This window comes from Mycobacterium sp. DL440 (assembly GCF_011745145.1).
Lineage (GTDB): Bacteria > Actinomycetota > Actinomycetes > Mycobacteriales > Mycobacteriaceae > Mycobacterium.
The window spans coordinates 1,532,956-1,556,829 of record NZ_CP050191.1 but is presented as its reverse complement, the minus strand read 5'-3'; the positions used below and the strand labels follow the sequence as shown (position 1 = coordinate 1,556,829).

Annotated in this window: 19 protein-coding genes; 3 read left to right on the top strand and 16 right to left on the bottom strand. The window is 66.9% G+C overall.

Annotated elements, in window-relative coordinates; translation table 11 throughout:
- Positions 1-6: 6 nt before the first annotated feature.
- From HBE63_RS07685 to mqo, 8 genes are read right to left on the bottom strand one after another with little or no spacing between them, the layout of a single operon-like run.
- Positions 7-693, bottom strand: a complete 687-nt coding sequence (locus HBE63_RS07685; RefSeq protein WP_208301321.1) for a VOC family protein — start codon at positions 691-693, stop codon at positions 7-9.
- A gap of 33 nt (positions 694-726) precedes the next feature.
- Complete coding sequence (locus tag HBE63_RS07680; RefSeq protein WP_166904226.1) at positions 727-2,247, bottom strand: MFS transporter; 1,521 nt, start codon at positions 2,245-2,247, stop codon at positions 727-729.
- Between the two features lie 33 nt (positions 2,248-2,280).
- Positions 2,281-3,498, bottom strand: a complete 1,218-nt coding sequence (gene cobA / locus HBE63_RS07675; RefSeq protein ID WP_166904225.1) for a uroporphyrinogen-III C-methyltransferase — start codon at positions 3,496-3,498, stop codon at positions 2,281-2,283.
- A complete protein-coding gene (locus HBE63_RS07670) occupies positions 3,495-4,901 on the bottom strand; it encodes a cobyrinate a,c-diamide synthase (RefSeq protein ID WP_243858549.1) in 1,407 nt (468 codons plus the stop codon). Before HBE63_RS07670 ends, cobA begins: the two co-directional genes overlap by 4 nt.
- A gap of 37 nt (positions 4,902-4,938) precedes the next feature.
- A complete protein-coding gene (gene cobO, locus HBE63_RS07665) occupies positions 4,939-5,553 on the bottom strand; it encodes a cob(I)yrinic acid a,c-diamide adenosyltransferase (protein WP_166904224.1) in 615 nt (204 codons plus the stop codon).
- Positions 5,554-5,587: 34 nt separating this feature from the next.
- Entirely contained in the window at positions 5,588-7,462 is a 1,875-nt protein-coding gene (locus HBE63_RS07660) for a magnesium chelatase subunit D family protein (protein WP_166904223.1), read from the bottom strand.
- 51 nt (positions 7,463-7,513) lie between these two features.
- Positions 7,514-7,999, bottom strand: coding sequence for a GNAT family N-acetyltransferase (locus HBE63_RS07655; RefSeq protein ID WP_166904222.1), 486 nt, complete (start codon positions 7,997-7,999; stop codon positions 7,514-7,516).
- 13 nt (positions 8,000-8,012) lie between these two features.
- Complete coding sequence (mqo, locus tag HBE63_RS07650) at positions 8,013-9,452, bottom strand: malate dehydrogenase (quinone) (protein ID WP_371815014.1); 1,440 nt, start codon at positions 9,450-9,452, stop codon at positions 8,013-8,015.
- Positions 9,453-9,776: 324 nt separating this feature from the next.
- Between mqo and HBE63_RS07645 the strand changes: the two genes are divergently transcribed.
- Both HBE63_RS07645 and mtr read left to right on the top strand, forming a co-directional pair.
- Positions 9,777-10,814, top strand: a complete 1,038-nt coding sequence (locus HBE63_RS07645; RefSeq protein WP_166904220.1) for an alpha/beta hydrolase — start codon at positions 9,777-9,779, stop codon at positions 10,812-10,814.
- 8 nt (positions 10,815-10,822) lie between these two features.
- Complete coding sequence (gene mtr / locus HBE63_RS07640; protein ID WP_166904219.1) at positions 10,823-12,208, top strand: mycothione reductase; 1,386 nt, start codon at positions 10,823-10,825, stop codon at positions 12,206-12,208.
- On the opposite strand, the gene HBE63_RS07635 is transcribed toward mtr, so the two are convergent.
- Genes HBE63_RS07635 through HBE63_RS07605 form a run of 7 tightly spaced genes read right to left on the bottom strand, consistent with a single transcriptional unit; the run spans position 12,205 to position 18,749 of the window.
- Positions 12,205-13,302 (bottom strand): HoxN/HupN/NixA family nickel/cobalt transporter, encoded by a 1,098-nt coding sequence (locus HBE63_RS07635; RefSeq protein WP_166904218.1) that lies wholly within the window; start codon positions 13,300-13,302, stop codon positions 12,205-12,207. The two genes, mtr and HBE63_RS07635, sit on opposite strands and share 4 nt — an antisense overlap.
- A 58-nt stretch (positions 13,303-13,360) precedes the next feature.
- Entirely contained in the window at positions 13,361-13,690 is a 330-nt protein-coding gene (locus HBE63_RS07630) for a helix-turn-helix transcriptional regulator (RefSeq protein WP_208301320.1), read from the bottom strand.
- 9 nt (positions 13,691-13,699) lie between these two features.
- Positions 13,700-14,455 (bottom strand): FadR/GntR family transcriptional regulator, encoded by a 756-nt coding sequence (locus HBE63_RS07625; RefSeq protein WP_166904217.1) that lies wholly within the window; start codon positions 14,453-14,455, stop codon positions 13,700-13,702.
- 17 nt (positions 14,456-14,472) lie between these two features.
- Positions 14,473-15,246, bottom strand: coding sequence for a 3-oxoacyl-ACP reductase (locus HBE63_RS07620; protein WP_166904216.1), 774 nt, complete (start codon positions 15,244-15,246; stop codon positions 14,473-14,475).
- Positions 15,246-16,625: an aldehyde dehydrogenase gene (locus HBE63_RS07615; protein WP_166904215.1), complete on the bottom strand. Its 1,380-nt coding sequence runs from the start codon at positions 16,623-16,625 to the stop codon at positions 15,246-15,248. Before HBE63_RS07615 ends, HBE63_RS07620 begins: the two co-directional genes overlap by 1 nt.
- Positions 16,622-17,341: a gamma-glutamyl-gamma-aminobutyrate hydrolase family protein gene (locus HBE63_RS07610; RefSeq protein ID WP_166909500.1), complete on the bottom strand. Its 720-nt coding sequence runs from the start codon at positions 17,339-17,341 to the stop codon at positions 16,622-16,624. The genes HBE63_RS07615 and HBE63_RS07610 overlap by 4 nt, the downstream gene beginning before the upstream one ends.
- Before the next feature lie 40 nt (positions 17,342-17,381).
- Positions 17,382-18,749, bottom strand: a complete 1,368-nt coding sequence (locus tag HBE63_RS07605) for a glutamine synthetase family protein (protein WP_166904214.1) — start codon at positions 18,747-18,749, stop codon at positions 17,382-17,384.
- Between the two features lie 189 nt (positions 18,750-18,938).
- Here HBE63_RS07605 and HBE63_RS07600 point away from each other — a divergent pair, with 189 nt between their 5' ends.
- Positions 18,939-20,528 carry an amino acid permease gene (locus HBE63_RS07600; protein ID WP_166904213.1) on the top strand — a complete coding sequence of 530 codons (1,590 nt, stop codon included), beginning with the start codon at positions 18,939-18,941 and terminating at the stop codon, positions 20,526-20,528.
- On the opposite strand, the gene HBE63_RS07595 is transcribed toward HBE63_RS07600, so the two are convergent.
- Positions 20,529-23,855, bottom strand: coding sequence for a DEAD/DEAH box helicase (locus tag HBE63_RS07595; RefSeq protein ID WP_166904212.1), 3,327 nt, complete (start codon positions 23,853-23,855; stop codon positions 20,529-20,531).
- Positions 23,856-23,874 lie beyond the last annotated feature (19 nt).

Sequence of the window (23,874 nt, the reverse complement as noted above, 5' to 3'; positions counted from 1 at the left end):
ATGCCTTCAGTCGCGGCCCTGCCAGGTACAGATGCAGGCCTCGTTGCCCTCCGCGTCGGCCAGTACCCAGAAGCGTGGCGCGACGCGATCGCTGACCAACGTGCCGCCGGCCGCCAGGGCCGCGTCGACCCGGCCCGGCGCCGCCTCGTGGGTGACGTCGATGTCGAGATGGACTCGGTTGCGTGGCGGATGCGAAGCGTCCAATTGTCCCGGCCGCGGGGAATCCATCTGCTGAAACCAGATCGCCGGGCCACGGCCGAACGGGTCGACGAGTCCCGCGTTGAGGTCGCTGTTGCCGGGTTCGTCGATATAGCCGGTGACGGCTTTCCAGAACGGGCGGACGGAACCGATGTCGAGGGCGTCGATCGCGATCTCGATCGCCTGGATGGCTCCGGGCGCGGTGGTCAGCTCGAAGCCGCGTGCGGCCAGCGCCTGTGACACCTCGCTGGCCAGATCCAGATCCCGCTGGGTCACCGCACCGGCGTCATGCGTGCGCAGCCGCAACACGGCCCGGTCACTGCGGATATCGATCGAGAGATGGCCCGACGCATCTGCACCGGCCGCGTGCACCGAGTGGGCGGCCGCCGCGGCGGCATCGGCCATCGACGGGACCAGGACTTCGGTGTAGACGGCTCCCAGTACCAGCCGCCAGCCCAGCGGGCCGACGGCCTCCGAGATCTCCCCGCGGTTCATCGGCGTCAGCCTAACGCCGAGACCAGGACCAGGTCAGTCGACCTCGATCTCTCCGGCGTCGATGGCTTCCTTGACGTCCTGGGCGTGGGCCACCTGTGCCGAGGTGTAGCCGATGAACAACGCCGCAAGGCCGACCAGCACCGCGACCGCGGCCACCCACAACAACCCGTAGGTGTAGCCCGCGTCGAGCGCCGCCAGTTGCGGTGCGTTCATCTCCTTGACCGGGCCAGTGATCCCGCCGTTGTAGAGCGTGCGCGACGTGATGACGGCCTGGATGATGGCCAGCACCAGCGGACCACCCAGATTCTGCAGCATCAGCGCGATGGCCGAGGCCGGCCCGATCCGGTCAATGTCTACACCGGCTATGGCTGACAGGGTCAGGGGCACCACGATCATGCCGATGCCGATACCGCCGATGGTGATCGGCAGCACCAGGTTCGGGAAGTACGGGATGCCCGCGTGCAGCGTGGAGCCGTAGAGCATCGCGCCGAGCACCAGGACGCCACCCGCGATGACCACGATGCGCGGCTGGAAGAACCGCACGATCTGCGAGGAGGCCCCGAGGCCGATGCCCATGCCGATCACGAAGGGGATGAAGCCGACACCGGCGTGCAGGGCGCTGTAGCCCAGGATGTCCTGCACGTACAGGCCGATCAGCACGGTCAGGGTGAACAGAACGCCGCCGGCCAGGAAGATCGCCGCGAACGTGGCGACCCGGTTGCGGTCGTGGAACAGGTCGAACGGGACCACCGGGTTCTCGGCGCTGCGTTCGGCGATGAGGAAGGCAATGCCGAAGACCGCTGCCGCGGCGCCGGAGCCCAGCGTGACCGGGGCCAGCCAGCCGCTCTCGGGGCCCTGGGTGAAAGCGAACACCGCGGCCGTGCAGGCCAGCGTCGCCAGCAGCGCGCCGGCGGCATCCAACTTCATCCGCTCGCGGTGCGTTTCCTGCAGCGAGGTACGGGCCAGGTAGAGCATCACCAGACCGATGGGCACGTTGACCAGGAAGGCCCACCGCCAGGACACCTCGGTGAGGGCACCGCCGACCACCAGGCCCATCACCGACCCGATGGCGGTCATGGCGCCGAACACCGCGGTGGCGGCGTTGCGGGCCGGGCCTTTGGGGAATGTGGTCGCGACGAGCGCGAGCCCTGTTGGTGCCGCGATGGCGGCGCCGACACCCTGCAACAGCCGGGCGACGACCAGGGTGGTCTCATTCCAGGCGATGCCGCACAGGATCGACGCAATGATGAACAACCCGACACCGACGATGAAGGTGCGCTTGCGACCGATGGTGTCGCCGAGACGTCCGCCGAGCAGCATCAAGCCGCCGAAGGTAAGGACATAGGCGGTGATGACCCAGCTACGTCCGGCGTCGGATAGACCGAGCTCGTCCTGGATCTTCGGCAGTGCGACGATCGCGACCGTGCTGTCCATGGTGGCCAGCAGCTGCATACCGCCGATCGCGATGACCGCGGACAGGAAGCCCCAGGACGGGAACCAGGACGGGAGGCGGGCAGCGAGGCCCTGGCGCTCGGCGTCGTTGAGTGCCGTCATAACGGGTCACCTTACCGGAATCTTAAGAATCCTTTAACCGGCGAAGGCCGCCACGGGTCCGATCACGATGATCGCCGGAGGTCGAATGCCGTCCGCGCGGATCCGCTCGGGCGCGTCGCCGAGCGTGGCCCGCAGGGTGCGCTGCGCGACAGTGGTGCCGTGCTGCACCACCAGAACGGGCGTATCCGCAGGTCGGCCGCCATCCAGAAGTGCCTTGGTGAACAGCTCGATGCGTTCGACGGCCATCAGCAGCACGATGGTGCCCGTCATCGCCGCCAGCGCGTTCCAATTGACTAACGATTCGGGGTGGCCAGGCGCAACGTGGCCGCTGACCACCACGAACTCGTGGGTCATGCCGCGGTGCGTGACCGGGACCCCGGCCAGTGCGGGTACCGATATGGCACTGGTCACACCGGGGACGACGGTGACCGGGATGCCGGCCTCCGTGCACGCCAGGACCTCTTCATATCCGCGTGCGAAGACGAACGGATCGCCGCCTTTGAGACGGACGACGAACTTTCCGGCGCGGGCCCGGTCCACCAGCACCTGGTTGATCGCGTCCTGAGCCATCGCCCGCCCGTACGGGATCTTGGCCGCGTCGATCACCTCGACATGGGGCCCGAGTTCGGCCAGCAACTCTTGCGGAGCCAGCCGGTCGGCGACCACGACGTCGGCGCGGGCCAGCAGGCGACGTCCGCGCACGGTGATCAGCTCGGGGTCGCCCGGACCGCCGCCGACGAGGGCCACCCCGGTGAGCGCCTCCCCCGGCTCTGTACCGGCGTCTGCGGTGAGCAGGCCGCGCTGGAGCGCTTCGTGGATGGCGGTGCGGATGGCCGCCGAGCGGCGGTGCTCACCGCCGGCGAGAACGCCCACCGAGAGTCCGTCGGAGTCGAACGTCGCCGGGGTCACCGCGGATCCTTCGCGAGCCACATCGGCGCGAACGCAGAAGATGCGTCGCTCGTCGGCTTCGGCGGCAATGGCGGCGTTGACCTCGGAGTCGTCGGTGGCGGCGAGCACGTACCAGGCGCCGTCAAGGTCCCCGGTGCGGAAGTCGCGCAGCTGCAGGGTGATCCCCGGCTTGTCGTGCGACAGCGCCTCCACCGCGGGGCTGGCCGCCCGGGCAATCACGTGTACATCGGCGCCGTGGGCGATCAGCAGGGGCAGCCGACGTTGCGCGACGGTTCCGCCGCCGACAACGACGACCTTCTTGCCCGACAGGCGCAGGCCGACGAGGTAGGCATTCTCGGTCACCCGCCGAGCTTAGTGGTTGCTGCTGTGGTCACGAAGCGGGTGATGGCCTGTGGGTGTGCCGCAGGATGGGTGTGCAGATATCCGGCGTGCACACCACGCTGCACCGCGCCGTCACGCCGCGCGGCCCGGCCTGCGCCGGCGAATGCCCAGGCCGGCGGTTGGTCGTCGACGAATTCCACTGCAGTTCGGTGGAATTCGTGGCCGGTGACCCGATCGCCTGCGGCGTGCATGCAGGAGTCGACGACCGCGACGGCGTCGCGGTAGCCCAGCGTGAGGCGCTCGGTGAACCGCGCCGAACCGGCCAGCACACCGCACATCGGCACCCCGTCGAGGTCGTCGACCAGATACGTCAGGCCCGCACACTCGGCATGCACCGGGGCGCCACGGCCGGCCAGATCTCTGATCTGCTGGCGGACAAGATCGTTGGCCGACAGTTCAGCGGTGAACTGTTCGGGGAATCCGCCGGGCAGTACCAGCGCGTCCGCACCGGCGGGCAGAGGTTCGGACAGCGGGTCGAACTCGGCGACCTGCGCCCCGGCCCCGCGCAGCAGTTCAGCGTGTTCGGCGTAGCTGAAGCTGAACGCTTTACCGGCCGCCAGGGCCACCGTGACATTGGTCACCGACTCGGCGACCGGGCTCCACGGCTCGGCGGTGACCTGGGCCGCGGATGCCGCCACCACGGCTGCGAGGTCGACGTGGCGGGCCACCAGCGCGGTCATCGCAACCACCGCGTCACGGGCCTGGCGGCCGTGCTCCACAGCGGTGATGAGTCCGAGATGTCTTGACGGGACTGATAATTCGTCATTCCGCGGAATCGCTCCGAGCACCGCCACACCGGCATGCTCACAAGCCTGACGCAACACCGCCTCGTGCCGGTCCGAGCCCACCCGGTTGAGGATCACCCCGGCGATCCGCACGGCCAGGTCGAAAGTGACGAAGCCGTGGATCAGGGCCGCGATGCTGTGGCTCTGCCCGCGGGCGTCGACCACCAGCACCACCGGGGCCCCCAGCAGCCCGGCGACCTGGGCCGCCGAACCTCGCGGGACACCGGTCATCTGCGCCTCGATGCGCCCGTCGAACAGACCCATCACGCCCTCTACGACCGCGATGTCAGCGCCGGTGCACCCATACCGGTACAGCGGGCCGATCAGATCCTCACCGACCAACACCGGGTCCAGATTGCGGCCCGGGCGGCCGGCGGCCAGCGCGTGGTAGCCGGGGTCGATGAAGTCCGGGCCCACCTTGAACGGTGCAGGAGTGTGACCGGCCTGACGTAGAGCGCCGACCAAACCCGTTGCCACCGTGGTCTTCCCGCTGCCCGAGGCCGGTGCAGCGATCACCACCGCCGGGGTGGTGGTCATCTCTTCCGGCGAGCAGACGCGTAGGTACCCGGAAACGGCCATTGCGGGGTGCCTAAGAGGCTGCTCGCGCCAGGTTGGCCTACCATTCGATGCCTTTCTGGCCTTTGCGGCCGGCATCCATCGGATGCTTGATCTTGGTCATTTCGGTCACCAGGTCCGCGGCGTCGATCAGGGTCTGCGGGGCATCGCGGCCGGTGATCACCACGTGCTGGGTGCCCGGGCGCGTGCTGAGCACCTCGACCACCTCTTCTACGTCCACCCAGCCCCATTTGAGCGGATAGGTGAACTCATCGAGCACGTAGAAGTCGTGACGTTCCTCGGCCAGCCGGCGTTTGATCTCGGCCCAGCCGTCGGCGGCGGCCACCGCATGATCGACGTCACTGCCGTGCTTGCGGGTCCAGGACCAACCCGAGCCCATCTTGTGCCACTCGACCGGGCCGCCGGCACCGTGCTCGTCGTGCAGCCGACCGAGCTGACCAAACACGGCCTCCTCCCCGACCTTCCACTTCGCGCTCTTGACGAACTGGAACACCGCCACCGCAAAGCCCTGGTTCCAGGCCCGCAGCGCCATCCCGAAGGCCGCGGTGGACTTGCCCTTCCCCGGCCCGGTATGCACGGCGAGCAGCGGAGCGTTGCGTCGCGCCTTGGTCGTGAGGCCGTCGTCGGGAACGGTCAGCGGCTGTCCCTGTGGCATGGGCAGTCCTTCCTGCGCAAAGTCTCGGGCCGCGCTACGCGGCCGTCTGGTGCTGGACGAGTCGGGTCAGTTCAGCCGCGCGTAACTGCTCGAGTCGGACTGCCGGCGACCCCAGCTGCTCGGCCAGTTGCCCGGCCAATCCCAGTCGCACAAAAGATGTTTCACAATCGACCACCACCGCGGTTGCGCCCTCGGCCACCAATGCGGCCGCGGCCTGCCTGGTACGACCCAGCGGATCGGGGCCACCGGTGGCGCGACCGTCGGTGAGCACCACCACCAGGCTGCGCCTGGCGCGGTCCCGGGCTTTCTCCCGGACCACCAGGTCGCGGGCGGCCAGCAGGCCCTGGGCCAGCGGGGTCTTGCCTCCGGTGTCGAACCGGGCCAGCCGCCGACTGGCGATGTGCACCGAGGTGGTGGGCGGGAGCAGCACCCGCGCGTCCTGTTGGCGGAACGTGATCACCGCGACCTTGTCCCGACGTTGGTAGGCGTCACGCAGCAGCGACAGCGTCGCGCCGGTGACCGCTGACATCCGGTCGCGGGCCGCCATGGACCCGGAGGCGTCGACGACGAAGATCACCAAATTGCCTTCGCGGCCTTCACGTACCGCACGCCGGATGTCTTCCGGACGGGGGCGCGGCAGGCCGGCCCCCTCTTGGCGGCCTGCGGTGGCGAGGAGGGTGGCGAACATGTGCAACCCGTGCCCGACGCCGGGCTCCGCGGTGGCCGCGATGGGCGTGCCGGTGCGATTGCGTGCGCGCGAACGGCGGCCTGGAGCACCCTCGCCGACCCCGGGCACCACGAGCGCCTTGGTCCGGAACACCGCGGACGGCGGGGCACTGGGACGAGTTGAGGGCTGCTTCGAATTACCCTGCGGCCCTGCACTTTCCGAACCGGCATCGGCCCCGCCGCCGGGCGGGTCGAAGTCGGGGTCGAAGTCCGGATCTGGCGGCTCGGGATCCTGTCCGGCTTGCGTGGCCGACTCCCCCGCCTGCTGCATGGCCTCTTCGAGGCGGTCGGGGTCGAGGCCCGGATCGTCGAACGGGTCACGACGACGCCGGTGCGGCAAGGCCAGTTCGGCGGCCACTCGGATGTCCTCTTCGGCGACCGTGGTGGCACCGCGCCAGGCGGCATGGGCGACGGCGGTGCGCGCGACCACCAGGTCGGCGCGCATTCCGTCGACGTCGAACGCCGCGCACAGCGCGGCGATACGGCGTAACTCGCTATCGGGCAGGACCACCGAGCCGATCCCGGCGCGGGCGGTGGCGATCTGGCCGGCCAGTTCGGCGTCGGCCGCCGCGTGGCGATCGACGAAAGCCCGCGGATCAGCTTCGAACGCCAACCGGGCACGGATCACCTCGACGCGGACGTCGACATCACGCGAGGCGGCGACGTCCACGGTCAGCCCGAATCGGTCCAGCAGCTGGGGGCGCAGCTCGCCTTCCTCGGGGTTCATGGTGCCGATCAGGACGAACCGGGACTCGTGTGAGTGCGAAATCCCTTCGCGCTCAACATGAACCCGACCCATGGCCGCGGCATCGAGCAGCACGTCGACCAGGTGGTCGTGCAGCAGGTTGACCTCGTCGACGTAGAGGACGCCGCCGTGGGCGCGGGCCAGCAGGCCCGGCGAGAAGGCGTGTTCGCCGTCGCGGAGCACCTTCTGCAGGTCCAGCGACCCGACCACCCGGTCCTCGGTCGCGCCGATCGGCAGTTCCACGAGACGGGCATCGGCGTCGACCGCGGACAGCACTGCGGCCAGACCACGGACCGCGGTGGATTTCGCGGTCCCCTTCTCACCGCGGATCAGCACGCCGCCGATCTCGGGGTGAACCGCGCACAGCAGCAGGGCCAGGCGCAGCCGGTCCTGCCCCACCAGTGCGCTGAAGGGGTATGTGTGGGTCTCTGCCGCCATCAGGAGGACTCGCTCTCGGTCATGTCGGCTCCTCGCGCAAGCGCTCGTCGGTCATGTCGGCTCCTCGCGCAAGCGCTCGTCGCTGCGGAACCCGGCACGCACCATCGGCACATGCGGGATTCCGTCATCAAGGAATTCGTCGCCGTCGCGGACGAATCCGTGCCGGCCGTACATGTCGATCAGGTAGGTCTGGGCGTTGATGTGGCACGGGTAGTCGCCGACCTCGGCCAAGGCGGCCTGCATGAGCCGGCTCGTGTGACCGCTGCCGCGAGCGCTGCGTTTGGTGCACACCCGGCCGATCCGGAATGCCTTCTCGCCGCCGGGATGCTCCTCCATCAACCGCAGCGTCGAAATGACTTCTCCGTCGGGGCTTTCCAGCCAGAAATGGCGGGTCTCAGCAAGCAGATCCCGGCCGTCGAGTTCAGGATAGGGAGTCGCCTGCTCCACCACGAACACCTCGACACGGAGCTTCAGCAGCTCGTAAAGCGTTGGTACGTCGAGGTCTTTGGCCCAGCTGCGGCGTAGTGCGACCGTCATCCGCCCGCCCCGGTCACGCAGTCACAGGGGCGTCCAGTAGGAGCGCCTTACTACCCCACGCCCAGACTTCCTCGAACAGGCCGGGTTCATCGGACAACTTGGTGCCCAGCGACGGCACCATCTCCTTGAGCTTGGGCAGCCAGCTCTGGTAGCGATCGGTGAAGCAGCGCTCCAGCACGTCGAGCATGGCCGGCACCGCGGTGGACGCGCCCGGGGAGGCACCCAGCAGCCCGGCGATGCTGCCGTCGGCCGCAGTCAGCACGGTGGTGCCGAACTCCAGCACGCCGCCGGCACCCTTGCGCCGGATCACCTGCACGCGCTGCCCGGCGATGTCGAGTTCCCAATCGGAATCGACTGCGCTGGGCGCGAATTCGCGCAAGGTGTCGACCCGTGCGGCCTCACTCAGCAGCAGCTGGCCGACCAGGTAGTTGACCAGACCCATCTCGGTGAGTCCGACACCCAGCATGGACATGATGTTGTTGGGCTTGACCGACAACGGCAGGTCGGTCAGCTTGCCCTGCTTGAGGAACTTCGGCGTCCAGCCGGCGAACGGACCGAACAACAGCCACGACTTGCCGTTGATCACGCGGGTGTCCAGGTGCGGCACCGACATCGGCGGTGCACCCAGCGGCGGCAGCCCGTACACCTTGGCCTGATGGCCTGCGGTCAGCGCCTGATTGTTGGTCCGCAGGAACGCGCCGCCCACCGGGAATCCGCCGAAGCCCTTGGCCTCCGGGATGCCCGACTTCTGCAACAGCGGCAGCGCACCGCCACCGGCGCCGACGAACACGAACTTGGCGTTGTACTTGCGCTTGAGGCCAGTACGCCGGTTGGTCACCTTGACTGTCCAGCTGCCGTCCGACTCCTTGTGCAGGTTGCGCACCTCGTGGCCGAACAGGGTGTCCATTCCGCGCTGCGCGGTGAAACCGATCAGCTGGCGCGAGAGCGCACCGAAGTCGACGTCGGTGCCGTGCTGCGACCAGTTCAGCCCGACCGGATCGGAGAAATCACGCTTGGCGGCCATGAACGGCAGCCGGCGGGCGAATTCGTCCTTGTCGTCGATGAATTCCATCGAGGCGAACAGTGGATTGCCGACGAGGGCCGCGTGGCGGCGCTTGAGGTAATCGACGTTGCCGGCGCCGTGCACGAAACTGACATGTGGGATCGGGTTGAGGAAGCCGCGCACGTCGGGCAGCACGCCGTTCTCGGCCGCGTAGGCCCAGAACTGCCGCGACACCTGGAACTGCTCGTTGACGTTGATGGCCTTGGTGGTGTCGATGGAACCATCGGACAGTTCGGGGGTGTAGTTCAGCTCACACAGCGCCGAGTGTCCCGTGCCTGCGTTGTTCCACGGATCACTGCTCTCGGCGGCAGCGCCGTCGAGCCGCTCGATCATGGTGATGGACCAGTCCGGCTCCAGCAGGCGGATCAGAGCGCCGAGAGTCGCGCTCATGATGCCGGCCCCAACCAGCACGACGTCGGTCTTCACGGTCGTACCCACGTTTGCCTCAGACACCCTGATCGCTCGTCCTTCGTATTGCGCAGCCCGTCGCCGTCGACGGGCTTTCTGTTATGCCAAGGTTATCGCGCGACGAATCCCAGTTGGCCAGGCATGGTAGTGCGATCCGTCACCCATCCGGCCTCCTCGGCCCGACGATGGCCGTCGGCCACCCCCGATCTGGCGCATGGCCCAGCAACTCTGCAGGTCCTCGGGCCGGCAACAGACTCCGCTACTTCATTACGACGCCGGTTTCCGGCGCGCGGCTAGGGTGGATACGTGACGCCACGGGAGCCCGCCTGGGAGCCGGATGTGTTGCCGGGGTTCTGGCAGCAGACCATCGAGGCAGGGCCCGATCCCGACGGCGAAGGCGACCTGGTCGCCACGCTCGTACGCCGGGGCCCGGGTGCCACAGCGAATGGAGCCGCACGAGCCGGCCACGCCGTGCTGGCACTGCACGGCTACACCGACTACTTCTTCCACACCGAGCTGGCCGATCGATTCGTCGAGCGCGGCTTCGCGTTCTATGCGCTGGATCTGCCCAAGTGCGGACGCTCCCGGCATGACGGCCAGACCCCGCACTTCACCACCGATCTGGCGCGGTACGACAACGAGCTGCAGCGGGCGCTGGAGGTGATCGCCGCCGACACCGGCGACGCCACGGTGTGCCTGTACGGGCATTCGGCGGGCGGGTTGATCCTGACGTTGTTCGCCGATCGCCTGCGCCGCAGCCGCCGGCTCGCCGCGTTTCACGTCGGCGGGCTGATCCTCAACAGCCCGTTCTTCGATCTGCACGGACCGGCGATCCTGCGCACCGCACCAACGTCGGCGGCCCTGATCGCCCTGGCCCGGCTCCGCAAGTTGTCGGTGGTCCGTAAACCCACCGAAGGCGGTTACGGCACCACCCTGCACCGCGATTACGGCGGGGAGTTCGACTACAATCTGGACTGGAAACCGTTGGGTGGCTTCCCGGTAACGCTCGGATGGATCAACGCCATCCGCCGCGGCCAGGCCCGGCTGCACCGCGGCCTGGACGTCGGGGTACCGAACCTGATCCTGCGGTCCGACCGCAGCGTCACCGAAACCTCCGACCCCGCCACGATGCAGCGCGGCGATGCCGTGCTCGATGTCACCCAGATCGCCCGGTGGTCCGGTTGCGTGGGTAACCACACGACCATCGCCCCCGTCACCGACGCCAAACACGACGTTTTCCTGTCGGTCGCCGACGCCCGGGCGGCGGCCTACCGCGAGCTCGACCGGTGGTTGGACTACTACCTCAATCTGCAAACCCGGCCGAGCACAACATCTTCCGGATAGGACCGCCCATGGAGCACTACGACCTGACCATCATCGGCACCGGCTCGGGCAACAGCGTTCTCGACGAACGCTATGCCGGTAAGAAGGTCGCGATCTGTGAGCAGGGCACGTTCGGTGGCACCTGCCTGAACGTCGGCTGCATCCCGACCAAGATGTTCGTCTACGCCGCCGACGTCGCGAGCACTGTGGCCGACTCCGCCCGGTACGGCGTCGACGCGCACATCGACAAGGTGCGCTGGTCCGACATCGTCTCCCGGGTGTTCGGCCGCATCGATCCGATCTCCGCCGGCGGCGAAGACTACCGCCGCAACGATTCCCACATCACGGTTTACGCCAGCCACACCCGGTTCGGCCCCACGACTGCCGATGGCCGCTACACCCTGCGCACCGAAGCCGGTGAGGAGTTCAGCAGCGATCAGGTGGTGATCGCCGCCGGATCCCGCACCTTCATCCCGCCGGCCATCGTGGACTGCGGGGTCACGTACTACACCAGCGACGACATCATGCGGATCCCCGAACTGCCCGAGCACCTGGTGATCGTGGGCGGCGGATTCGTCTCGGCCGAGTTCGCCCACGTGTTCTCGGCTTTGGGTGTGCGGGTCACCATCGTGGTGCGTGGTGACTGCGTTCTCAGCCATTGCGACGAAACGATCTGCCATCGCTTCAGCGAACTGGCCGCCCAGAAGTGGGATCTGCGTACGCATGAGAACGTGATCGGCGTCCATCACGACGGCGACAAGATCGTCCTCGAACTAGACGACGGCAAGACCTTGGACGCCGACATGCTGCTGGTAGCCACCGGCCGGATTCCCAACGGTGACCTGCTCGACGCCGAACTCGCCGGGGTGGAGGTGGACGAGGACGGCCTGGTGATCGTCGACGAATATCAACGCACCACGGCGCGTGGCATTTTCGCGCTCGGTGACGTGTCTTCGGAGTATCAGCTCAAGCATGTCGCCAACCACGAGTCACGGGTGGTGAAGGAGAACCTGCTGTGCGACTGGGATGACACCGAGGCGATGGTGCGCAGCGATCACCGGTTCGTACCGTCGGCGGTGTTCACCGAGCCGCAGATCGCCACGGTCGGCCTGACCGAGGCGCAGGCCCGGGACGAAGGCTACGACTTCGTCACCAAGGTTCAGGTCTACGGCGACACTGCGTACGGCTGGGCGATGGAGGACACCACGGGTATCGCCAAGCTGATCGGCGACCGCGCCACCGGCAGGATCCTGGGCGCCCACATCATGGGATATCAGGCGTCCTCGTTGATCCAGCCGCTGATCCAGGCGATGAGCTTCGGGCAGACCGCCGAAGAGATCGCCCGGGGCCAGTACTGGATCCACCCGGCCCTGTCCGAGGTGATCGAGAATGCGTTGCTGGGCCTGACCGATTAGGCCCGCGCCGCCCAGCGCTGTTCGATCCGGCCGAACCGCCAGATCCCAAGGGCCACAATCCAGCTCAACACGAAAAGCCCGACGATCGCAAAACCGACGAATTCCAGATCGGCCGAGCCGACAAGCGCCAGCGGTCCCGTGGTGATGCCCAGGCGATCGACCAGCAGCCCGGTCAGCACGATGACCCCGATTACCAGCGCGACGATCACCGACAGCACCGTGACAGTCAGGTTGTAGTACACCTTGCGGATTGGCTGCAGGAACGCCCAGCCGTAAGCCCGGGCCATGAAGATGCCGTCCAGGCTGTCGAAAAGACTCATCCCCGCCGCGAACAGCACCGGCAGCACGAGAATCGCGTACCAGGGCAGGGTGAACGCGGCGGCGCCCGCCGCCAGCACCAAGAGCGCCACCTGGGTCGCGGTGTCGAACCCCAGGCCCATCAGAAAGCCGACCGGGTACAGGTGCCACGGCTTGCTCACCCGTCGCATCACCCGACCGAGCAACCGGGCCAAGAAGCCTCGCTGTTGCAGTTGAAGTTCCAGCTCTTCCTCGTCGAACTCACCGTTGCGCATGGCGCGGAAGATCTTGGCGATCGCCACCGCGGCGAGCAGATTCGTCACGCCGATCAGGATCAGGAAGGTTCCGGCCACCAGCGAGCCGATCAGCCCCAGGGTCTGCAACATCGGCGAATCCTCGTTCTGCACCGGTCCGGACAGCGCATGAACTCCGAACGCCAAAAGCAGAGCCAGCCCGAACACCACGCTGGAATGCCCCAGTGAGAACCAAAACCCGGCCGAGAGCGATCGCGTGCCCTCACCGACGAGTTTTCGGGTGGTGTTGTCGATGACGGCGATGTGGTCGGCGTCGAAGGCGTGGCGCACGCCCAACAGATAGGCGGTGACACCCAGCCCGACCCCGAACACGCCGGCCGATCCCAGCGTGATGTGTTGCGGCGCCACACCGAAAATCAGCACGCCCCAACCGAATACATGCAGCAACAGAACGACGCCGCCGATCGTGGCGATCGACGTCCAATCGGCGCGGTCGAATCGAACCGGTTTGGCGGTCGTTTCGGTCGGTGCGCCGATACTCATCGGCCGAGCGTAAGACGCATCTTCTCATCTGTCTATGTGAACAGATGAGAATGCCACTTCAGCCGTGCCGCGCCCCGATCCAATGCAGTAGGTCATGCACAGTCTCGTCCTCGAGTCGGTAGTTGACCGTACGGCCGACCCGGGTGGAGGTGACCCACCCCTGGTCACGGAGCACCCGCAGCGCCTGGGAGACGGCGTTTTCCGAACGGCCGAGGGCGGTGGCCAGATCGCCCACGCAGATCCCCGGCGCCCGGTGCAGGCTGAGCAGGATCTCGAGGCGGTGCGGGTCGGACAGCAGATCGAAGCGCTGCGCCCACCCTGGGGTGTCGACGTCGGCCAGGGCCGACGACGCGCGCTCGACCTGGACCTCATTACCGTGCTGGTCCACGTTACGAATCTAATCCAGAAAGCCGTGCAGCAACGCCGATGAACCGCCGACGTGGGCCAGCATGGCCGCTGCGGCCCGCTCACTGTCACCGGCCAGGATCGCCATCACGATCGCTTCGTGCTGTTCGTCGGAATGGGCGATGTTGCGCGCCAACAGCGGAATCTGATCCAGTAGCGCGTTGAGCCGCATCCGGTTCTCGGCAACCAGCGGCACCAGCGACGGGGACCCCGCCGCCTCGGCGACGGCCAGGTGCAGCCGTGAATCCAGACGTCGATAGTCGTCGGGTTCAGCGGCCCGGACGTCTGCCAGCCGCGACCACAACCCCTCCCGCTCGGCTGCGCTCAACGTCCGTCCGGCCGCCATCCGCGCGGCCCCGACCTCCAGGATCTCGCGCAACCGCAACGCATCATCGATCTCCTCGCGCGTCGGACGATGACTGGTCGTGGGCAGTGCGGGCAACTCAGTGGCCAGGAAGGTACCGCCGTACCGGCCCCGCTTGGACACCAAGTAACCCGCGTCGGCCAGCGACTTGATCGCCTCCCGGACCGTGTCACGGCTGACCCCCAGGCGGGCTGCCAGCTCACGCTCCGGCGGCAGTGACTCCCCCGGGCCCAACACCCCCAGCCGGATCGTCTCCAGCAGCCGGCCGACGGTGTCCTCGAAGGCATTGCCCAGCCGAACGGGACGCAGGAGCGGACCGGCCGTTTCCGCGGCGAGCCGCGAATCAGGTCCTGCGGTGGGCTGCGGGTCGGGTTCTGCGGTCATGGCGAGCTACCAGGGTGTCACAGGGGCGTCACGTACGCGGAGCTGATGCCGCCGTCGACCAGGAATGTCGAGCCCGTGATGAACGACGCGTCGTCACTGGCCAGGAACGCCACCGCGGCGGCCAACTCCTCAGGCTCGGCGAAACGGCCCAGCGGGATGTGCACGAGCCGCCGCGCGGCACGCTCGGGATCCTTGGCGAACAACTCCTGCAGCAGCGGGGTGTTCACCGGGCCGGGGCATAAGGCGTTGACCCGGATGCCCTGTCGTGCATACTGCACCCCCAGCTCGCGTGACATGGCCAGCACGCCGCCCTTGGACGCGGTGTAGGAGATCTGGGAGGTGGCCGAACCCATCACCGCCACGAACGACGCGGTGTTGATGATCGAGCCCTTGCCCGCGGGCACCATGTGGCGCAATGCCGCCCGGCAGGACAGGTACACCGATTTCAGGTTGATGTCCTGCACCCGCTGCCAGGCCGGCAGCTCGGTGGTCTCGATCAGGTCATCCTCGGGTGGCGAGATCCCGGCGTTGTTGAACGCGATGTCGACCGAGCCGAATGTCGCTGCCGCAGTGTCGAAGAGATGGTCGACAGCATCCTGGTCGGCCACGTCGACGCCGACGAACAGCCCGTCGAGTTCCTCGGCGGCGGCCTCGCCCGTGGCGGCGTCGATATCACCCACGACGATCGTGGCCCCCTCGGCTCGCAGCCGCCGCCCGGTGGCCAAGCCGATGCCGCTGGCCCCACCGGTGACGACGGCAACCTTGCCGGCCAGGCGTTGGGTCAGATCCATTAAAAGGACTCCTCTGCTCGATCTTCTATGGCGAAGAAGACATTCTTGGTTTCGGTGAACGACAGCGGCGCATCGGGTCCCAATTCGCGTCCGAGCCCGGACTGTTTGAAACCGCCGAACGGCGTGTTGTACCGAACCGACGAGTGCGAATTGACACTGAGATTGCCCGCTTCCACCGCCCGCGAAACCCGAAGTGCACGAGACAGGTTGTCGGTCCAGATCGAGCCCGACAATCCGTAGGGTGTGTCGTTGGCCAGCGCGATGGCGTCGGCCTCGTCCTCGAACGGCAGCACGGTCACCACCGGGCCGAAGATTTCGTCGGTCACGGTGCGGTCGGTGCGTTGCGGGGTCAACACCGTTGGCGGGAACCAGAACCCGGGCCCCTCAGGGGCGGAACCCCGGAAAGCCACCGGGGCGCCGTCGGGCACGTAGGACGACACCGACTCCCAGTGCGGACGCGATACCAGTGGCCCCATCTCGGTGACTCGCTCGGTGGGATCCCCGACGGCGACGCCTTTGACCGCCGGCTCCAGCAGTTCCATGAATCGGTCGTAGACACTGCGCTGCACCAGGATCCGGCTACGCGCGCAACAGTCCTGCCCGGCGTTGTCGAACACCCCGTACGGCGCGGTGGCTGCGGCCTTCTCCAGATCGCAGTCGTCGAACACGATGTTCGCGCTCTTGCCACCCAACTCCAGGGTCACCCGCTTGACCTGGGCTGCCGCCCCGGCCATCACCCGCGTCCCCACCGCGGTGGATCCGGTGAACACCACCTTGCGCACGCCGGGATGGGTGACGAACCGCTCCCCGACCACCGAACCCTTACCCGGCAGCACCTGAAGAAGCCCGGCCGGCAAACCTGATTCGATGGCGAGCTCACCGAGCCGGATCGAGGTGAGCGGGGTCCATTCAGCGGGCTTGAGTACCACGGCATTACCGGCAGCCAACGCCGGAGCGAAGCCCCACGCGGCGATGGTCATCGGGAAGTTCCACGGCGTGATGATCCCGACGACACCGAGCGGCTCGTTGAACGTGACATCCAAGCCGCCGGCCACCGGGATCTGCTTGCCGCTCAACCGCTCCGGGGTGGCGGAAAAGAACTGCAGGACATCCCGGACGTGCCCCGCCTCCCACTCCGCCTGCCCGATCGGGTGCCCGGAATTGGCCACCTCCAGCGCCGCCAGGTCATCGATGTGGGCGTCGACGACGGCGGCGAATGCGCGCAGCGCGGCCGCCCGCTCGGCCGGTGCCAGCCGGGCCCAGGCCCGTTGGGCGGCGGCGGCACGCGCCACCGCATCGTCGACGGCGGCCACATCGAGGAGGTGGACCGTAGTCAGCACCTCTTCGGTGGCCGGGTTGACGACCTGGCTGGATGTCATGAGACCCTCTCTGTCGCATAGGTTCTGGCCGCGTCCACCACGGCGGTGAACAGCCGTAGGTCGTCGAGACTTTCTTCGGGGTGCCATTGCACGCCCAGCACGAACGCATCGCCAGGCAGCGCGGGGTCACGTTCCACCGCCTCGATCACGCCATCGGTGTCGCGGGCGCTCACCACCAGGCCCTCGCCGAGCCGGTCGATCGCCTGGTGGTGATAGCACTGCGCGTCGGACGTCTCACCGATCAGATCGGCCAGTCTGGTGTCGGGCAGCGTGCGCACCGCCGACGTGCCGAACACCGCGTTGCCCTTCTGGTGATGGGTGTGCCCGATCACGTCGGGCAGATGCTGGTGCAGGGTGCCGCCCAGCGCAGCGTTGAGCACCTGCGCCCCTCGGCACACGCCGAGTACCGGAATATCGCGTCGCAGAGCGGCTTCCAGCAGAGCGAACTCCCAGGCGTCGCGCTCGGTGGCCGGCTCGTTGGTAGTTGAATGGGCCTGCTGCCCATAGCGTGCCGGATCCACGTCCGGGCCGCCGGTGATGACCAGTCCGTCTACGCGGTCGAGCACTCGGTCGGCGATCTCACGATCCACCGGCTGCGGCGGTAACAGGAGCGCAATGGCGCCCGCACGGGTGACGCCTTCGAAGTAGACCTGCGGCAGGAAACTCGCCCGCACGTCCCAGACTCCCGTCTGCGCCTGCTGCAGATACGTCGTCATGCCGATCACGGGCCGAGCGCGGGCACCCGCGCCGCTCACCTCAGAGCCGCTCAAAACCGCGCACCCTTTCCCAGTCGGTCACCGCGGAATTGAATGCCGAAAGTTCGACCCGCGCATTGTTCAGGTAGTGCTCCACAACGTCGTCCCCGAAGGCCGTGCGCGCCACCTCCGACTTCTCGAACAGCTCGGCCGCCTGGGCCAAGGTGGTGGGCAACCGTTGCACCTCACTGGCATAGGCATTGCCCGGCAGCGCATCGGGCAGTTCCAACTCGTGGTCGATGCCGTACAGGCCCCCGGCGATCAGCGCCGACACCGCCAGGTACTGGTTGACGTCGCCGCCGGGCGCCCGGCATTCCACCCGCATGCCGGACCCGTGGCCGACCACCCGCAACGCGCAGGTGCGGTTGTCCATGCCCCAGGCAATGGCGGTCGGCGCGAAGCTGCCGTCGGCAAATCTCTTGTAGGAGTTGATGTTCGGTGCATAGAACAAGGTGAGCTCGCGCAGCGTGGCGAGTTGGCCGGCGATGAAGCTGCGGAACATGGGTGACATGCCATGTGGTCCGGACTCGTCGGCGAATACCGGCGACCCGTCATCGTCGCGCAGCGAGATGTGGATATGACAGCTGTTGCCTTCGCGTTCATCGAATTTCGCCATGAATGTCAAGCTCTTGCCGTGCTGGTCGGCGATCTCCTTGGCACCGTTCTTGTAGATGGTGTGGTTGTCGCAGGTGTTGCGGGCATGGTCATAGCGGAAGGCGATTTCCTGCTGACCAAGGTTGCACTCCCCCTTTACGCCCTCGCAGTACAGCCCGGCGCCCTCCATGCCGAGGCGGATGGCACGCAGCAGCGGTTCCATCCGGGTGGACGCCATCATCGCGTAGTCGACGTTGTAGTCGCTGGCCGGCGTCAGGTCGCGGTAGCCCGCGGCCCAGGCCTCGCGGAAAGTGTTGTCGAACACCATGAATTCAAGTTCGGTGCCCACATAGGGCACCAGTTTCCGCGCGGTCAGACGGTCGATCTGCCGGTTGAGGATGCTGCGGGGTGCCTGCTCGACGGGGCGACCATCGAGCCACGACAAATCCGCCATCACCAACGCCGTGCCGGGCAGCCACGGGACCACCCGCAGGGTGCTGAAGTCCGCGGTCATCACCATGTCGCCATACCCGGTGTCCCAACTCGACATCGAATAGCCACCGACGGTGTTCATGTCGACATCGACCGCGAGCAGGTAGTTACAACACTCCGCGCCGTGCGCGGCGACCTCCTCGACGAACAACCGCCCGGAAACCCGCTTGCCCGTCAGCCGGCCCTGCATATCGCAGAAGGCGACGATCACGGTGTCTATCTCACCCGCCGCCACCATTTGCTCCAGGTCGGCCCGTGCCAGCATGCCGGGGTTCTGGCTCATTGCGCACCCTCCTGCCCGTGTGGGACCAGCCGACCAACCTGCCGCCCAGCCAACCATTGCCTCGCCGATGACGTCATGATCGTGCCCCGAATTAGCATGATTGTCACCCCTAAAAGGTAGGACAACAGACCAATAACGTTCTATTGTCCGTGTGCAGACCGCCCACCGCCCTGCACACGAGGAGCCGCCATGCCCGAGGGGCACGAAGAACTCACCGAACACCTCACCGACGACGAACAACATCTTGCCAAACTCGGCTACGTCCAGGAACTTCAGCGATCCTGGTCCGGATTCTCCAACTTCGCCATCTCGTTCTCGATCATCTCGATCCTGGCTGGTTGCTTCACCTCATTCGGGCTGGGCTGGAACAACGGCGGCCCGGCCGCCATCGCCTGGGGTTGGCCGATTGTCTCGGTGTTCATCCTGATCATCGGGTTCTGTCTCGCCGAACTCGTCTCCGCCTATCCCACCTCGGGTGGAATCTATTGGTGGGCATCCAAACTCGGTGGCCCCAAGGCCGGCTTCTACACCGGCTGGCTCAACCTGATCGGCCTGATCGCGATCCTGGCGTCGGTGTCCTACGGCAGTGCGACGTTCCTGGATCTCACCCTGGGCACGTTCAGCGAATCCTGGCTGGCGAATTACAGCCTGACCCGGGTGTTCATCATGTTTCTCATCATCCTGGCGGTCTCGGCCGTGATCAACATCTTCTCGTCCCACCTGCTTGCTGTCATCAACAACATCTCGGTGTGGTGGCATGTCGCCGGCGCCACCGCGGTGGTCGCCATCCTGTGGCTGCTGCCCGACCAACACGCCAGTGTCTCCGAGGTTTTCGCCAAGACCATCAACAATTCCGGTATCTTTTCCGGCTCTACGTCGGGTTGGGGCTTCCTGCTGTTCGTGCTACCGATCTCGGCGATCCTGACCCAGTACACGATCACCGGATATGACGCGTCAGCGCACCTGTCCGAGGAGACCAAGAGCGCGGCCAATGCCGCTGCGAAGGGAATCTGGCAGTCTATCTTCTACTCGGCGATCGGCGGCTGGATCCTGTTGCTGTCCTTCCTGTTCGCGGTGCAGAACTCCGACGAGGTGTCGGCCAACGGTGGTGCGGTGGCGACCATCTTCACCCAGGCGCTCGGATCGAAGTGGGCCGGCGTCGTGCTGCTCATCGCCACCGCGGGTCAGTTGTTCTGCACCACCGCCTGCCAGACCAGCGCGTCGCGCATGCTGTTCGCGTTCAGCCGGGACCGCGCAGTGCCCGGACACCAGCTGTGGTCGAAGATCAGCTCCACGCGCGTGCCCGCCAACGCCGTCATCATCACCGCGGTGATCGCGGCGATCATCACTCTGCCCGCCGTCGTGCCGGTGAAGATTCCGGTGAACGGCGTCGACGTGCCTTCACCCGTGGCGTTTTATGCGGTGGTCTCGATCGGCGTGGTCGGGCTCTACCTGTGCTTCGCAGTACCGATCTACTACCGGTGGAAGGCCGGCGACTCGTTCGAGCAGGGCCGGTGGAACGTGGGCAACAAGTACAAGTGGATGGCGCCGGTGGCGATTGTCGAGATTATCGTCACGGCGATCATCGCGATGTTCCCCACCTCGCTCGGCGGCATGCCGTGGGATCCGAGTTTCCAGTGGAAGTTCGTGAACTACACCCCGCTACTGGTGGGCAGCGTGCTGATACTGCTCTTCATCTACTGGCACGCGTCGGTGAAGCACTGGTTCACCGGCCCGATCAAACAGGTGGACACCCCGACCGCCGAACTGCCCGGCTGATCATCCGAGCAGTTCGCGGATATCGGAGGCGGAGATGGTCGAGCCGAACAGATCCCCGTCGTCGACCACCGCGGCGAACAGGGCCCGCTTGCGGTCCTGCAACGCCACCACTTTCTCCTCGATGGTGTTCTCCGCGACCAGGCGATAGACGCTGACCGGCCGGGCCTGCCCCATGCGGTGGGCCCGGTCGACAGCCTGCGCCTCGGCGGCCGGGCTCCACCATGGGTCACACAGGAAGCAGTAGTCGGCGGCGGTGAGGTTGAGCCCGAATCCGCCCGCCTTGAGGCTGATCAGGAAAACCTGACTGGCACCGGCACCGAATTCCTCTATGGCCCTGGCCCTTCCGTCGGAGTCGACGGAACCGTCGAGGTAGCTGTAGGTGATACCCGCGGAATCCAGATGTGCCCGGACGATGGCGAGGAACCCGGTGAACTGGCTGAACACCAGCGCACTGTGCCCCTCGGCTACCAGCTGATCGAGTTGTTCGACCAGGAAGTCGATCTTGGCCGACCCCACCGAGCGCGCGGAATCGTCGATCAATCCCGGATGCAGGCTCAGCTGACGCAGCAGGGTCAGTGACCGGAAGATCTGGAACCGGTTCTTCTCCCAGTCCCCCAGCAGTCCCAACACCTTCTGGCGTTCCCGAGCCAGCCGCGTGTCGTAGATCTTGCGATGCTTGGCGCTCAGGCCGATGGTCAGCACCTGCTCGCTCTTCGGGGGCAGCTCGGTGAGCACCTGGCTTTTCGTCCGGCGCAGCAGCACCGGCTTGATCCGCCTGCGCAACACCGGTAGCAGATCGCCGGCAGTTCCCGATTCGATCGGCTTACGGAAATACGTCTCGAACACCTTCGGTGACGGGAACAGCCCGGGCACCGTGATCGACAGCAGCGACCACAACTCCATCAGGTTGTTCTCCATCGGCGTGCCGGTGATCGCCAACTTGAACGGCACGTCGAGCAGCCGGGCGGCCTGGTGGGTCTTGCTGTGGTGGTTCTTGACGAACTGGGCTTCGTCGAGAACCATTCCGGCCCATGTAATTTGCGAGTAGGCGGCAACATCCATGCGCAGCAGCGTGTAGGAGGTGACGACAATGTCCGCCGCGGCCACCTGTTCGGCCAACCCCACGGCCGCCCGGGCAGCGGTGGAGGTAACCACCACCGCGTTCAGGCCAGGGGTGAACTTGCGGCATTCGGCCAGCCAGTTGCGGGCGACGCTGGTGGGCGCCACCACCAGGAACTTCCCGGCTCCACCGCTCACGGCACGCGTGATGAGCGCCAGGGTCTGCACGGTCTTTCCCAGGCCCATGTCGTCGGCGAGGACCCCACCGATTCCGTTGTCCCACAAGAAGGAAAGCCAGTCCAGGCCGTCACGCTGGTAGTCGCGCAGTTCGGCGTCAAGGCCCGCCGGCGGGTCGATCGACACCGGCGGACGGGCTGCGGCCAAGCGCGCCAGATTGGCCCGCCACCGGGCGAGCTGCTCGTCGACGACACCGAGCTCGAGAAGTTCGTCCCACAACGTGATGTTGAGTGATGCGGCGTTGACCCGGTCTCCGTCGATCTCACCGAGCGCACGCGCCTCGTCGAGCAGAGCCCTCAGCCGGACCAGCTCAGGCGTGTCGAGCCGGAAGTAGATACCCGAAGGCAGCAACATATGCGTTGCGCCAGCGGCTAATTCGCGGATGACCTCGGGCAGGGCCACCGTCTCGCCGTCCACACTCACCGTGACGTTCAGGCTGAACCAGTCACCCGGAACGGAGGTGTCCCCGGAGAACGACAGCACCGGGTCGGCACCGGCTGCTTGGTACCGGCCATCGGCATCAACGATCAGATCTGCGTAACAGCCCAGCTCCGGCAGTGTCTGGTCACACAACACCGCGGCCTCCACCGCGGTGAGATTCACCCCACCCAGCAGCGTGTGCCGGGACGCCACCGCGACCGCGTCCAGGGCAGACGCCGCATTCACGATGGCGCGTAACTCGTGGACGGCGTCGGTGTCGAGCGTCGTGGAGACACGCCGGTTGACATGCTGTGCCGCTTGACGTTTCCAGTCCCGCGCGGCAGCTGCGACCGCCCGCAACGCCGGCATCACCCGTTGCCAGAGCTCCTCCTCGGCGGCGGCATCGCGGTACCCGATCAGCCCGGCCGACGACAACGGGTCGAAGTCGTGATGCTGATCGTTGACCTCATACCGCGTGCTCCAGAACACCCGCGCACCGCCGTCGACGACATTGACGGTCAATGCGGGCAGCGGGCCTGTGATGGTCGGCGGGACGAAGAGACCGTCGGCGACCTCCATGTCCACGCTGCTGGCCAGCCGCGGCAGGATGTCCACCGCGAGTTCACGCGCCATGTCGGCGGGGATGTGCACCTGCTCGTGATGGCCCAGTAGTTCGGCCATGGTGCGCCCGGGCACCGGGTCGAAGGCACCCAGGCGGAGCACCGAATCGACGACCTGAAACATCCCGTGCGGCGCCGGCATCCCGATCAGCCCGACGCCGTCGGGGTCGCGTCCCTGACCATCGACGATCAGGGACACCGACATCACGGCACCACCGGCACCCTCGGCGGCGAAGTCCAGCCGGAGGTGGACGTTCTTGGCCAACTCGACCGCACGGATGTCTGATGCGGAGTCGGCCAGGATGGTCACGCCGGCGTCCAGCACCTCGTCGAGCCGGGGCCACAAGGTGGCGGGCATTCCATTGAGCATCATCCCGTCGCCACTGTGCGGTGAGGAATACCGCACCATCTCCGACACCAGCGCCCGCACCGCCCGGTACTGGTCGCGATCGAACTCGCCCGCGTCGGGATAGTCCGCGAGGCGGCGCCACGTCAATGCCCGGGTGATCCAGGTGCCCCGTTTGCCGAGGGTGAGCGGGCGCAGCATCAGCAATGTCCCCGGGCGGTGGCGGGTGGGGGCGCCGATGGAGAACTCCAGCGCGATCGGTTTGCCGCCCCCTGCGGGAACGGCAACCTCGTCGAGCACCTTGTCGAGCAGGTAGCGCCAGCGCTCCGCCGGCGGATGCGCCGCATCGGAAGGCGCAGCCGCCAGCACCAGGGCGACTGCATGTTTGCAGAACGACCCCACCGGGCATGAACACAAGGCCCACTCGACGACAGCCCGGCTGCCCTGCGACAGACCGACCTCAAGGACGTAGAGCTGACCATGCGAACCCACACACCGCCCACGCAGCACCCGGTCGTCGTCATCGAACTCGATGTCGCGGACGCGGCCCTCGGCGGCATAGCGCTCACCGCGCACGGTCGACTGCGCGCCGAAATCGCGAATGAGCTCGTCACGGGCTATGCCGAAGCCGAATCCAGGCCTCATGTGAGGAGGATAAAGCCAC

Excerpts from the sequence above, each read along its gene's own strand:
- HBE63_RS07600 (WP_166904213.1), top strand. The coding sequence starts at position 18,939 with ATGCCCGAGGGGCACGAAGAACTCACCGAACACCTCACCGACGACGAA.
- HBE63_RS07685 (WP_208301321.1), bottom strand. The coding sequence starts at position 693 with ATGAACCGCGGGGAGATCTCGGAGGCCGTCGGCCCGCTGGGCTGGCGG.
- HBE63_RS07625 (WP_166904217.1), bottom strand. The coding sequence starts at position 14,455 with ATGACCGCAGAACCCGACCCGCAGCCCACCGCAGGACCTGATTCGCGG.
- mtr (WP_166904219.1), top strand. The coding sequence starts at position 10,823 with ATGGAGCACTACGACCTGACCATCATCGGCACCGGCTCGGGCAACAGC.
- HBE63_RS07615 (WP_166904215.1), bottom strand. The coding sequence starts at position 16,625 with ATGACATCCAGCCAGGTCGTCAACCCGGCCACCGAAGAGGTGCTGACT.
- cobO (WP_166904224.1), bottom strand. The coding sequence starts at position 5,553 with ATGCCACAGGGACAGCCGCTGACCGTTCCCGACGACGGCCTCACGACC.
- HBE63_RS07610 (WP_166909500.1), bottom strand. The coding sequence starts at position 17,341 with ATGACGACGTATCTGCAGCAGGCGCAGACGGGAGTCTGGGACGTGCGG.
- HBE63_RS07635 (WP_166904218.1), bottom strand. The coding sequence starts at position 13,302 with ATGAGTATCGGCGCACCGACCGAAACGACCGCCAAACCGGTTCGATTC.
- HBE63_RS07660 (WP_166904223.1), bottom strand. The coding sequence starts at position 7,462 with ATGGCGGCAGAGACCCACACATACCCCTTCAGCGCACTGGTGGGGCAG.
- HBE63_RS07670 (WP_243858549.1), bottom strand. The coding sequence starts at position 4,901 with ATGGCCGTTTCCGGGTACCTACGCGTCTGCTCGCCGGAAGAGATGACC.
- HBE63_RS07680 (WP_166904226.1), bottom strand. The coding sequence starts at position 2,247 with ATGACGGCACTCAACGACGCCGAGCGCCAGGGCCTCGCTGCCCGCCTC.
- mqo (WP_371815014.1), bottom strand. The coding sequence starts at position 9,452 with ATGAGCGCGACTCTCGGCGCTCTGATCCGCCTGCTGGAGCCGGACTGG.
- HBE63_RS07595 (WP_166904212.1), bottom strand. The coding sequence starts at position 23,855 with ATGAGGCCTGGATTCGGCTTCGGCATAGCCCGTGACGAGCTCATTCGC.
- HBE63_RS07655 (WP_166904222.1), bottom strand. The coding sequence starts at position 7,999 with ATGACGGTCGCACTACGCCGCAGCTGGGCCAAAGACCTCGACGTACCA.
- HBE63_RS07605 (WP_166904214.1), bottom strand. The coding sequence starts at position 18,749 with ATGAGCCAGAACCCCGGCATGCTGGCACGGGCCGACCTGGAGCAAATG.
- HBE63_RS07620 (WP_166904216.1), bottom strand. The coding sequence starts at position 15,246 with ATGGATCTGACCCAACGCCTGGCCGGCAAGGTTGCCGTCGTCACCGGT.